Annotated in this window: 11 protein-coding genes; 3 read left to right on the forward strand and 8 right to left on the reverse strand. The window is 67.8% G+C overall.

All coding sequences use genetic code 11. From position 1 onward, the window contains the following. Positions 1 to 6: 6 nt before the first annotated feature. Genes ACFWN2_RS44945 through ACFWN2_RS44955 form a run of 3 tightly spaced genes read right to left on the reverse strand, consistent with a single transcriptional unit; the run spans position 7 to position 3,453 of the window. Positions 7 to 1,413 (reverse strand): gluconokinase, encoded by a 1,407-nt coding sequence (locus tag ACFWN2_RS44945; RefSeq protein ID WP_382436853.1) that lies wholly within the window; start codon positions 1,411 to 1,413, stop codon positions 7 to 9. Between the two features lie 10 nt (positions 1,414 to 1,423). Next, positions 1,424 to 2,893: an ADP-ribosylglycohydrolase family protein gene (locus tag ACFWN2_RS44950; RefSeq protein WP_382436855.1), complete on the reverse strand. Its 1,470-nt coding sequence runs from the start codon at positions 2,891 to 2,893 to the stop codon at positions 1,424 to 1,426. Next, positions 2,890 to 3,453 (reverse strand): hypothetical protein, encoded by a 564-nt coding sequence (locus ACFWN2_RS44955; protein WP_382436856.1) that lies wholly within the window; start codon positions 3,451 to 3,453, stop codon positions 2,890 to 2,892. Before ACFWN2_RS44955 ends, ACFWN2_RS44950 begins: the two co-directional genes overlap by 4 nt. 278 nt (positions 3,454 to 3,731) lie before the next feature. On the opposite strand from ACFWN2_RS44955, the gene ACFWN2_RS44960 reads away from it, so the two are divergent. Continuing rightward, positions 3,732 to 5,180 (forward strand): ATP-binding protein, encoded by a 1,449-nt coding sequence (locus tag ACFWN2_RS44960; protein ID WP_382436857.1) that lies wholly within the window; start codon positions 3,732 to 3,734, stop codon positions 5,178 to 5,180. Positions 5,181 to 5,230: 50 nt separating this feature from the next. Here the strand turns inward: ACFWN2_RS44960 and ACFWN2_RS44965 are convergent, their stop codons facing one another. Continuing rightward, on the reverse strand, positions 5,231 to 6,295 hold the full coding sequence (locus tag ACFWN2_RS44965; protein WP_382436858.1) for an aspartate-semialdehyde dehydrogenase: 1,065 nt from the start codon (positions 6,293 to 6,295) through the stop codon (positions 5,231 to 5,233). Beyond that, complete coding sequence (locus tag ACFWN2_RS44970; protein ID WP_382436859.1) at positions 6,292 to 7,557, reverse strand: aspartate kinase; 1,266 nt, start codon at positions 7,555 to 7,557, stop codon at positions 6,292 to 6,294. The genes ACFWN2_RS44965 and ACFWN2_RS44970 overlap by 4 nt, the downstream gene beginning before the upstream one ends. A gap of 143 nt (positions 7,558 to 7,700) precedes the next feature. On the opposite strand from ACFWN2_RS44970, the gene ACFWN2_RS44975 reads away from it, so the two are divergent. Together ACFWN2_RS44975 and ACFWN2_RS44980 are read left to right on the forward strand one after the other, a co-directional pair. Next, positions 7,701 to 8,885 carry a hypothetical protein gene (locus tag ACFWN2_RS44975; RefSeq protein WP_382436860.1) on the forward strand — a complete coding sequence of 395 codons (1,185 nt, stop codon included), beginning with the start codon at positions 7,701 to 7,703 and terminating at the stop codon, positions 8,883 to 8,885. Beyond that, a complete protein-coding gene (locus ACFWN2_RS44980; protein WP_382436862.1) occupies positions 8,885 to 9,445 on the forward strand; it encodes a nitroreductase family protein in 561 nt (186 codons plus the stop codon). Before ACFWN2_RS44975 ends, ACFWN2_RS44980 begins: the two co-directional genes overlap by 1 nt. On the opposite strand, the gene ACFWN2_RS44985 is transcribed toward ACFWN2_RS44980, so the two are convergent. The 3 genes from ACFWN2_RS44985 to ACFWN2_RS44995 are packed head-to-tail and all read right to left on the reverse strand — an operon-like array spanning position 9,431 to position 10,547. Beyond that, a complete protein-coding gene (locus ACFWN2_RS44985; RefSeq protein ID WP_382436863.1) occupies positions 9,431 to 9,931 on the reverse strand; it encodes an NUDIX domain-containing protein in 501 nt (166 codons plus the stop codon). The two genes, ACFWN2_RS44980 and ACFWN2_RS44985, sit on opposite strands and share 15 nt — an antisense overlap. Before the next feature lie 10 nt (positions 9,932 to 9,941). Then, positions 9,942 to 10,217, reverse strand: a complete 276-nt coding sequence (locus tag ACFWN2_RS44990; RefSeq protein WP_382436864.1) for a hypothetical protein — start codon at positions 10,215 to 10,217, stop codon at positions 9,942 to 9,944. A gap of 33 nt (positions 10,218 to 10,250) precedes the next feature. Further along, the gene (locus ACFWN2_RS44995) at positions 10,251 to 10,547 is read right to left on the reverse strand and encodes a hypothetical protein (RefSeq protein ID WP_382436865.1); all 297 of its coding nucleotides are present in this window, start codon (positions 10,545 to 10,547) and stop codon (positions 10,251 to 10,253) included. Positions 10,548 to 10,811 lie beyond the last annotated feature (264 nt).

A 10,811-nucleotide genomic window follows, 5' to 3' on the forward strand; every position in this document is an offset into this window, starting at 1 on the left:
TCTTTGCTAAAGATGTGATTCGCCGTACAGGTCTTCGAGCGCCCGGTAGGCCTTCACGACGAACGGCCGTGCGTTGGCGTATCTCTCGACGAGCCCCTCGTCCGGTGTGATCGTCTGGATCGGCTGCACGAGGTCGACGGTCAGCGACTCGATCTCGTCCAGCGCCCGCCACGCCAGCAGCGCCGCGCCCACGGCCGAGCCGCCGGTGTCCTCGGTGAGGTGCAACGGCATTCCGAGCGTGTTCGCCAGCGTCTGGGCCCAGATCGGGGCGCGGAACGCACCGCCGGTGATCCTCAGCGACTCGACGTTCGGCACCGCGTCCAGCACGAGCGCCAGCTGCTGACACACACCCTCGACCAGTGCCTTGGTGATCTGCGCGGGGGTGTGTTCGCGCCTGAGGCCGAGCAACGCGGCGTGCGCGGTCGGGTCCCACCACGGCGCACGCTCGCCCAGTAGATACGGCAGCGCCACGAGCCCATCGGAGTCGGCGCCGGCGGCCTGGGTCAGCAGCTCACCGACCGGGACGTTGAACGTCTCCGCGGCCCACTGGGCGACCACGCCACCGTTGCTGATCGCGCCGCCGCGGACCCAGAGGCCCTCGCCGATCGCGTAGCTGAACGTGCGGCCCTCCTCGTCGACACCGGGCCCTTGCTGAGCGACCCGCAACGCGCCCGACGTGCCGAGCGAGACCGCGCCCGCACCCGGTGTCGCCGCGCCGACGCCGAGGTTGCCGAGCGGTCCGTCACCTCCGCCGATGATCACGGGGATCCCCGGCTTGAGCCCCGGGATCACCGCCTTGAGAGGCGTCGAGTGAGTGGGCTCGACGAGTGGCGGCAGCTGGTCCGCGGTGACGCCCGCGAACTCCAGCGACGGCTCGTGCCACTGCAGGGTGTGGATGTTCATCAGGCCCGTGCCGGAGCCGGACGAGTGCTCGTTGAGCAGCTCGCCGGTCAGGTGCAGGTGCACGAAGTCCTTGATCTCGCACCACTTCGCGGCGCGCACGCCGTTCTCGTGGAACCAGGCGAGCTTCATCAGCGGCGTGAACGAGTGGATCGGCGCGCCGGTCTGCTGGTGCAGCTCACGGCCCTCCGCGGTGCCGCGCAGGCGTTCGGTCTGCTCGACCGCGCGGTTGTCGGCCCAGCTCAGGGCGTCCGTGACGGGTTCCAGCGACGCGTCCAGGCCCATGATCGAGTGCATGGCGCCGGTCAGCGAGATCGCGCGCACGTCCTCGGAGGCCAGCTCTCGCAACGCGTCGAACGCGGCGGCGAGCACCTGCTTCGGGTCGTGCGTGGCTTCGAGTCCGCTGGTGCGCATGGGGTAGGCGCGTTCGGTGGAGGCGACGACACGCGCCTGCGCGTCCACCGCGACGACCTTCGTGGCCGTGGTGCCGAGGTCTACCGCGAGAACGACCATGAACGTCACCCTACGACGGCGGATACCGGACGAACCACTCCTGCGTCACGGGTGCGGCGGCGCTGGTCTCCAGGTCCCAGTCCGCCACCATCCTGTCGACGAGGTCGCGGAACTGGACCCGCTCGACCCAGTCCTGGCGGATCTTCCCGACGCCGTGCAGCGCGCCGGCGAGGTTGCCGCACATGGAGGCCGTCGAGTCGTTGTCGCCGCCGTGGTTGACCGAGAGCAGCAACGCCTCGTTCGGGTCGTCGGTGACGAGCGTCGAGTACAGGGCGATGGCCAGCGCCGTGTCACCGACGCCGCCGCGCCCCAGTTCCTCGACCCGCGCGACGCCAGGGTCGCCCAGCGCGGCGAGTTCGACGGCGTGCTCGATGCCCGCGACGACCTCCTCGTGGTCCTTGCGGCGGACCAGTTCGTTCACGGAGACGTCCAGCGCTTCGAGCAAGTCCTTGCCGCGCAACAGCTGGTGCACCAGCACGGCGAACACGCCCGCCGACAGGTACCCGCTCGGGTGGCCGTGCGTCAGTGCCGCGTTGGCCGCCGCCAGCGCGAACACGACGGCAGGGTCGTCGTCGGTGAGGGCGACCGGCGCGACCCGCATGGCACCGCCGCAGCCCTTGGAGTTGTTGACGGGCTTGGTGATCGTGGCCTGCTCGCCGGTGCTCGCGTACTCCTGCAACGCGCTCGTGCACGTGAGTCCGGGCGCCCGCATCCGGAAGAGGTCCTCGTGCGTGACGAGCCAGCCGTCTGGTTCGTCCACAGTGGAGTGTGGGCCGCGTGCCTTGTCCCACGGTGTCTTCTGCGTATGCAGCCAGCGCTGGTAGGCGTTCTGGGTGACGGTGGTGATGTCGCGTTCGCCGGTGACGCGTTCCCGCACGTGCGCGCGGATGACCGCCTCGAAGGTGAACAGCGTCATCTGCGTGTCGTCGGTGATGTCCGGCTTCTCGGGCAGGTCCGTGATGCCGTCCGGGCCGTGGCGCTCGTGGACGACCTCCATCGGCAGGTTCTCCGTGTTCGCGCCGAGCGCGTCCCCGATGGCGCCACCGATCAGGCACCCGCGCAGCCGCGAGTCGTCGTGCGGCACCAGGAAGAACCGGCGGCCCTCGCCGTCGACCCACCGCGCCGCCTCCCGCGTGGCGGACGGCCGTTCGCCGCACCCGCAGATCCGCATGTGCTGCCCGGCGGCGTCGGCCAGTTCCACGAAGTCGAACTCGGCCTCGACCGGCCCGCCGGGGTTGACGTGCAGCTTCGGCTTGCTGGCCACGAGCCTGCTCAGGATCGTGTGCAGCGGCAGCCGGATCCACTGCTCGACGCCCGCGGGCAGCCGCGACTCGTCCGTGTAAACCTCAAGAACGTCGCGCTCGCCCATCAGGACCTCGCCGGGGATGAGCAGCTCACCGTGCGCGGCGTTCTGCCCGAAGCCGACCACGTCGTCCTCGTGCTCGTGCAGGAGCTGTTCCATCGGCGTCAGCGCTGTCACCACGTCCTCCGGTACAGCTCTTCGGCGACGTGCCGGACGTCGTGCTCGGGCCCGCCTTCGAGCGCGCCCGCGATGGCCCGCGCGACACCGCGTCCCTCACCGCGAACGGCCTGCGCCAGCGCACCCGCGGCGGTGAACGGGTCGGCCTCCGGCAGGTCGAGCTCCGCGGTGGTGAAGAGGTGCGAGGCCAGCGTGATCACGGCCTCGGCGGCCGGGGAGTCCTCGCCGTGGGTGAGGGCGACGAGCTCGCGGATCCGGTCCTCGTCGAGCCGTTGCACGGCGGCGGGCAGCGCCCAGATCAACGCACCGGGCCCCTGCGAGGTGATCTTGCCCCGGTAGGTGTTCTTGACCAGGTCACGGGCGCTCTGCCGGGACACCAGGTCGGGCTGCGCGCCCGGTCCCGCCGACCACTGCGCCAACGCCTGCGCCGGGTCCTCCGCCGAACACGCGGCCAGCTGGCCGACGAGTCCTGTTCGGACACCCGCGCCGAAAGCGAAACCCTGGTAGGCGGCCACGACCTGGTCGAGGCGGGGCGGCCTGATCCACTCAATGTCCCCCATCGCGATCCGACCCTACCGGGCGGCGGTGAACGCGCTCGGGCGCCACGAAGTCCAGCGCCTGATGCACGCGGCTCATGTACGTCGGGTCGCCGCCGACCGCTGCGGATCCGCTTGGCTACTTGAACCTAGTCGCAACTCGGCCAGGCACCTTCCGCAAGGCCCTGAACTGCATAAACACATCCTACGGGCCTGCTACTTGAAACCTACTTGCAAGCATCCGGTGCCTCCGAGCGAGCCATCGTTCTTCCGGGCTACTCGAAGAAGTTTAGAGTAGGACGGTGACGATCAACGAGGTCGAGACCGCGCTCGCAGCCGCGAAGAGCAACGTAGGAAGCCTCCTTCTGGCCGCTCCCGAAGATCAGTGGTTCGACCGGAAGAGCATCCTGCTCGAGCCTCGTGACCTGGCGCCGGCAATCGTCGCCTTCGCGAACGCCGAGGGCGGAACGATCGTCATCGGCCTGCACAACGGGAAAGTCCAAGGAGTTGCCGCACACAGGCGCAAGTTGAACGACTTCCGGCAGGTACCTGTTGACTTCACCTCACCACCAGTCAGAACAAGATTCGTAGAAGTTGAGTGCATCAACAGTGACGGCCACGTAGACCACCTCCTCGTCGTACGCATCGAGCCCAGCGAAGTTGTCCACGAGACACAAAAAGGAGACTGCTTCCTCCGCATCGGAGACGAATCGCGGAAGCTCAACTTCAACCAGCGACAGGAACTGCACTTCGACAAAGGACAAAGCCAGTACGACGGCTTCGAAGCCGAGGGCATAACGATGTCCGACCTCGACGCCAAGCTGCTCATCCAATACAAGCGAGTCACGGGAGCGTCGAGCACCCCGCAGAGCCTCCTTTCCGCGCGCAGCCTGCTGACCAGGAAGGGAAAGATCACAAATGCCGGATACCTGCTGTTCGGCAAAACTCCACAAATTTCCCACCCTCAGGCATACATACGCGTGATCCGGTACCTGACCACCGAGAGAGGCGCAGGGGCCACCCTGGCCGTCGAAGACGGTGCCGACGTGCGAACCGAAGGGCCGATCCCGCTCGCGATCCAGCAGGCGAGCAAGGCGATCGACAAGCTGATACCGAAGCGACGCTCTCTTGGAGAGTCGGGAACCTTCGAGTCTCACTCGATAGTTCCCCGTGACGCATGGCTGGAAGGTCTGGTCAACGCTGTCGTGCATCGGTCCTACAGCCTGGCCGGCGATCACATTCGGGTTGAGATCTTCCCCAACCGCGTCGAGATCGAAAGTCCTGGACGCTTCCCCGGCCTCGCCAATCCCCAACGACCGCTTGAAATCAGCAGGTTCGCGAGAAACCCTCGAATCGCCCGAGTCTGCGCCGACCTGCGCATCGGCCAGGAGCTCGGAGAGGGAATCAGGCGGATTTTCGCCGAGATGCGACGGGTAGGTCTCACAGATCCCGTCTACAAGCAGACCGCAGGGAGTGTGCGACTCATACTTGTCGACATGCAGCGGCTGGACCCGCGTATCGCCGCAAAGCTGCCTCAGGGAAGCCAGCGCGTGCTGGACGTCCTGCGCTCCGCAGGCAGCCCTCTGGGCACAGGAGAGATCGCAGAAGCTCTGGGATTGAGCCGACCTGCAACAAAAACTCGTCTCAAGGCACTTGAGGATCTCCGGCTCATTCGCTGGAACGGAAAGTCCCCGAACGACCCCCGCGCCGTCTGGTCGCTCCCTCAGGATGACCAGTTTCTTGAGCGCTGAAGGCCGAAGCCTGGTCATCACACGATGACCAGGCTTCGTGGCGACCGAACTCAGAGGCGGTTCGCGAGCTCTTCCGCGACCTCGTAGGTGTTCAGCGCCGCACCCTTGCGCAGGTTGTCACCGCACACGAAGAAGTCCAGCGTGTTCGGGAAGTCCAGCGCCTGGCGGACGCGGCCCACGTACGTCGGGTCCTCGCCCACGGTGTCGGCGGGCGTCGGGAACTTCTGCGCGGCCGGGTCGTCCACCAGCACGATCGTCGGCTGCGACTCGAAGATCTTGTGCGCGGCCTCGACCGTGATCTCGCGGGCGAACGTCGCGTGGACGGACAGCGAGTGTGTCGTGACCACCGGGACGCGCACGCACGTCGCGGAGACCTTCAGGTCCGGGATGCCGAGGATCTTGCGGGCCTCGTTGCGGACCTTCAGCTCCTCGGACGACCAGCCGCCGTCCTTCAGGGAACCGGCCCACGGCACCACGTTCAGCACCAGCGGGGCGGGGAACGGCGAGTCCTCCGCGGACAGACCGGCCGCGGCCAGCGCCTGCGCCACGTCGCCCGCCGACACACCGGCCTCCTTGCCCGCCAGCGCCGCGATCTCGGCGTACAGGCGGTCGATGCCGGACTGGCCGGCACCGGAAGCGGCCTGGTAGGAGGCCACGACGAGTTCCTTGAGCTCGAACTCGCGGTGCAGGGCGCCGAGCGACGCCATCATCGACAGCGTCGTGCAGTTCGGGTTCGAGATGATGCCGCGCGGGCGCTCGTTGATCTGGTCCGCGTTGACCTCGGGGACGACCAGCGGCACGTCGGCGTCCATGCGGAACGCGCCGGAGTTGTCGATCGCGACGGCACCGCGCTCGACCGCGATCGGCGCCCACTCGGCGCTGATCTCGTCCGGCACGTCGAACATCGCGATGTCGACGCCGTCGAACGCCTCGGGCGACAGCGCGACGACCGTGAGGTCCTGGCCGCGCACGTTGATCTTCTTGCCCGCCGAGCGCGCGGACGCGATCAGCCGGATCTCGCCCCACGGCACGGAGGAGCGGGTGTTCATGATGTCGATCATCACGGTGCCCACGGCACCGGTCGCGCCCACCAGCGCGAGAACGGGTGCGGTCATCGTCCAGTCCCTGCGTAAACGACGGCCTCTTCGTCGGTGCCCAGGTCGAACGCGTCGTGCAGGGCACGGACGGCGTCGTCGAGCTGGGTGTCGCGGCAGATGACCGAGATGCGGATCTCCGAGGTGGAGATGATGTCGATGTTGACGCCGGCCGTGGCCAGCGCCTCGCAGAACAGCGCCGTGACGCCGGGGTGCGAGCGCATGCCCGCGCCGATCAGCGACACCTTGCCGACGTGCTCGTCGTAGAGGACCTGGTCGAACCCGATCTCGCCGCGGGCCTTCTCCAACGCCGCCACGGCGCGCGGGCCGTCGTCCTTGGACAGCGTGAACGTGATGTCCGTGCGGCCGGACGCGGCCTGGGACACGTTCTGCACGACCATGTCGATGTCGAGCTCCGCCTGCGCGACGACGCGGAAGATCTTGGCCGCGATGCCGGGGTGGTCGGGAACTGCCGTCACGGTGATTTTGGCCTCGGACCGGTCGTGCGCGACGCCGGTGATCATCGCCTGTTCCACGGGAAGGTCCTCCACTGAACCGGACACGATGGTTCCGGTCTTGTTGCTGAACGAAGAGCGGACGTGCACGGGGACGTTGTAGCGCCGGGCGTACTCCACGCAGCGGAGCATCAGCACCTTGGCGCCGCAGGCGGCCATCTCGAGCATTTCCTCGTAGGTGATCGTGTCGAGCTTCTTCGCGTTCGGCACGATGCGCGGGTCGGCCGTGTAGACGCCGTCCACGTCGGTGTAGATCTCGCACACGTCGGCCTTCGTCGCGGCCGCGAGCGCCACCGCGGTGGTGTCGCTGCCGCCGCGGCCGAGCGTGGTGATCTCCTTGGAGTCCTGGGAGACGCCCTGGAAGCCGGCGACGATCACGATGGCCCCCTCGGCCATCGCGTCCTGGATCCGGCTCGGTGTCACGTCGATGATCCGCGCTTTGCCGTGTGCCGACGTCGTGATCACGCCGGCCTGCGAGCCCGTGTAGGAGCGCGCCTCGGCACCGAGCGAGTTGATCGCCATCGCGAGCAGCGACATCGAGATCCGCTCACCGGAGGTGAGGAGCATGTCGAGTTCGCGGGCGGGCGGCACCGGCGAGACCTGGCGGGCGAGATCGAGCAGCTCATCAGTCGTGTCACCCATGGCGGACACCACGACGACGACGTCGTTGCCCGCCTTCTTGGTCGCGACGATGCGCTCGGCCACGCGTTTGATCCGCTCGGCGCTTCCCACCGATGAACCGCCGTACTTCTGGACGACGAGCGCCACCGACCTGACCTCCTTCGCGCGACTAAAACCCCACGTCGAAGGCAGCCTACCCGGACCACCTGGTGAGACATTGGAGCCGTGATGCGCGTGACTACTCTGTCCGGGTGTCGTCGAGCGCCGATGTCGTGGAGGCCCCAGCAGCCGTGCATGAGAGCAATGCGCGCTCACGGATCGCCGACGCGCTCAGACACCCGGCGGCTCTCTGGACCGCTCCCGCGCTCATCTTCCTGATCGTCCGCCAGGTCGGTCTGTTCGTGCTGCAGCTCGTCGTCGAGTACCAGAACGGGCTCACCGGCAAGGCCGACACGTCGGTCGACAACCTCAAGTCGTGGGACGGCGACTGGTTCCTCGGCATCGCGGCGGGCGGCTACGACGGCGTGCCGTCACCCCCGTTCGACGCGTTCGGCCGCCGCACCGCCGAGACCCCGCTGGCGTTCTTCCCCGGCTACCCCGCGCTGATCAGGTGGGTCGACGGCCTGCCGGGCGTGGACGTGGTCGGCGCGGCGTTCGCGGTCAGCCTGATCAGCGGCATCTTCTGCGCGTACGGCCTGTTCGTCCTCGGCCGCGTGGTCCGCGACGGCTCGAACCGCGCGGGCCTGATCTTCGTGACGCTCTTCGCCGCGTCCCCGATGGCCGTCGTGCTGTCGATGACCTACTCGGAGGCGACGTTCTGCGCGTTCGCCGTGTGGGCGCTGGTCGGCGTGGTCAAGAAGCGCTGGATCCTCGCCGGCGTCTGCTGCGCGGCGGCGGGCCTGGTCCGCCCGACCGCGGCGGCGCTGATCGTCGCCGTCGGCGTGGCCGCGCTGGTGGCCGTGATCGCCGACAGGCAGGACTGGCGGGCCTGGGTAGGCGGCGCGATCGCCCCGCTCGGCCTGCTCGGCTACCTCGGCTGGGTGGCGGTGCGCACAGGCGACCTCATGGGGTGGTTCGGCGTGCAGCAACGGGGCTGGGGCTCGAAGTTCGACGGCGGCGCCGCCACCTGGGCGTTCGTCGGCGAACACCTCGGCAACCCGCGCTCGCTCCTCGAAACGGGCACCGTCTGGCTCCTGGCGTGCGCCGTCGTGCTGGTCTTCTACGCGTTCCAGCGCCGCCTGGAGTGGCCGCTGATCGCGTACGGCATCGGCGTCCTGGTCATGGACCTCGGCTCGAACGGCCTGATGAACTCGAAGGCACGCCTGCTGGTCCCGGCCTTCACCCTGCTGCTCCCCCTGGCGCTGGTCCTCGCCCGCCGCCGCCCGTCCACGGTCCTGACCGTCCTGGGCATGGCGACGCTGTTCAGCGCGTGGTTCGGCGCCTACTCCCTCGCCGTTTGGCAGTATGCGATCTGATGAACGAGCTGATCTCGAAGCGCTGGAGCCCTCGCGCCTTCTCCCCTGACGCAACGATTTCCGACTCCGACCTCCACGCCGTGCTGGAGGCGGGCCGCTGGGCCCCGTCGCACGGCAACAGCCAACCGGCCCGCTTCCTGGTGGGCGTGCGGGGCACCCCGACGTTCGACGCGATCTTCGAGGTCCTCACGCGCGGCAACAAGACCTGGGCGTTACGCGCCTCGGTGCTGCTCATCGGCTGCGTGATCACCGCCGACGACCGCGGCCACATCCCGAACGTCGAGTTCGGCCTGGGCCTCGCGATGGAGAACATGGCCCTGCAGGCGGTCGACCTCGGCCTGATCTCGCACATGATGGGCGGCTTCGACCGAGAAGCCGCCCACACCGCGTTCGCGATGCCGGAAGATGTCCGCCCGCTGGTCGCCATGGCACTGGGACGGCCAGGCTCCGTGACGGACCTCCCGGAGGACCTTCAGGCCCGCGAGCAACGCGAACGCAAGCGCCACCCGCTGAGCGAAACGGTCTTCACCGGAACCTGGGGCCAATCACTGCTCGGCTGAGAAGTACTGCTCCGCCACCTCGTCGTGCAACGGAAAGGCGAGCGGCACGCGTTCGAAGATGACCTTCCGCTCCGAAGCCTCGTCGTTGGGCACGAAGGGCGGGAGGTCCTCGACGTCGATCGCGGGCGCGGCAGCGAACATCAGCACGGTGCCACCGTCGGGCGTCGACACGAAGTGCAAGGGCCGCAAGCCTTCCGGCGCGATCCGCACGTTCGCTTCTTCCTCAAGCTCCCGCACGGCACTCTGCTGCCAAGACTCGCCGCGCTCCATGAACCCGCTGACGAACGCCAACTCCCCGACAGGCGGAATGGCCCGCCGAACGGTGAGCAGCCCGGTACGAGCCCCGTCCTTCACGGGCACCAGCAACACCACGACGGGCGAGGGATTGGCCCACACCATCACGCCGCAGTTGTCGCACCTGCGCGGGTACGCGGACGTGTCGCCGTACCCGGTACCGCAGTTGTTGCAGAAGTCGTCACGCGCCATGAACAAGAACCTAGTTCAGACGCCTCACGAGTTTGAGGACGATCGCTCGAACGGCCAGCCAGAACAACGCGGCCAGCCCGAAGTTGACAATGACCCGCAACTTGGCGTCCTCAGGACTGAACAGGTCCTTGAAGGCAAGCGCGAGCGGCTCGGCCAACTCCTTGACCGTGCTGGTGATGAGGTTGTCAGGATTGGCCCCGCCGACGGTGAGCACGACGTGAACGACGAGCACCACCGCCAGCGCGAGGCCGACCCAGCTGATGACTCCTGCGGCGATCCCGACCACTCGCGTTCGCATAGGTCAGGAATCTACTACTCCTCAGTAGCGTGACACCGCACGCGCGAGGAGACCGGTCACGACCAGCCAGAACACGGCGGCCAGACCGTAATTCAGGAACACGTCGAGGTTGTAGTTCCCGGTGTTGAACAGACCCGGGAAGAACAACGCGAGGGGCTCGGCGAGGGACTGGATGAACTTGAAGAACGCGTTGGCGGCGTTGGCGCCAAGCACGATCATCAGGATGTAGAGGACCTCGATGAAGGCGAAGAGGGCGCCGATGCCGCTGATCACGCGGGAAGCCGTGCCGCGGCCGCTGGAGGTACGTAATCTGGACATACATGAACGATTCCCGGGTACGCGCGCCACAAAACTTGCAAGGTGACCAGCTTCCCGAGTCGTTATACGAGCGGGGCCTGCGGATACGCCGATCGGCGGCACGGGCAGGGCAGTGCGGGTGAACAGACCGGCGCGAGGCCGAAGGCGAGCCGCACGATGGGTGCGATGCCGCAGGCGAGCCGTCTTTGACAAGAGGTACCGGCGGTGGGGTCCCGTCACGAGTCGCGCCATAGCTCTTGCTGCATGCTTGGTGCGACTCGTGAC

Source organism: Lentzea sp. NPDC058436, assembly GCF_042721515.1.
GTDB lineage: Bacteria > Actinomycetota > Actinomycetes > Mycobacteriales > Pseudonocardiaceae > Lentzea.

What these genes read in the sequence shown, in the direction of transcription:
- ACFWN2_RS44985 (WP_382436863.1), bottom strand. Translation starts at nt 9,931, where the DNA reads ATGGCGCGTGACGACTTCTGCAACAACTGCGGTACCGGGTACGGCGAC.
- ACFWN2_RS44995 (WP_382436865.1), bottom strand. Translation starts at nt 10,547, where the DNA reads ATGTCCAGATTACGTACCTCCAGCGGCCGCGGCACGGCTTCCCGCGTG.
- ACFWN2_RS44955 (WP_382436856.1), bottom strand. Translation starts at nt 3,453, where the DNA reads ATGGGGGACATTGAGTGGATCAGGCCGCCCCGCCTCGACCAGGTCGTG.
- ACFWN2_RS44965 (WP_382436858.1), bottom strand. Translation starts at nt 6,295, where the DNA reads ATGACCGCACCCGTTCTCGCGCTGGTGGGCGCGACCGGTGCCGTGGGC.
- ACFWN2_RS44980 (WP_382436862.1), top strand. Translation starts at nt 8,885, where the DNA reads ATGAACGAGCTGATCTCGAAGCGCTGGAGCCCTCGCGCCTTCTCCCCT.
- ACFWN2_RS44945 (WP_382436853.1), bottom strand. Translation starts at nt 1,413, where the DNA reads ATGGTCGTTCTCGCGGTAGACCTCGGCACCACGGCCACGAAGGTCGTC.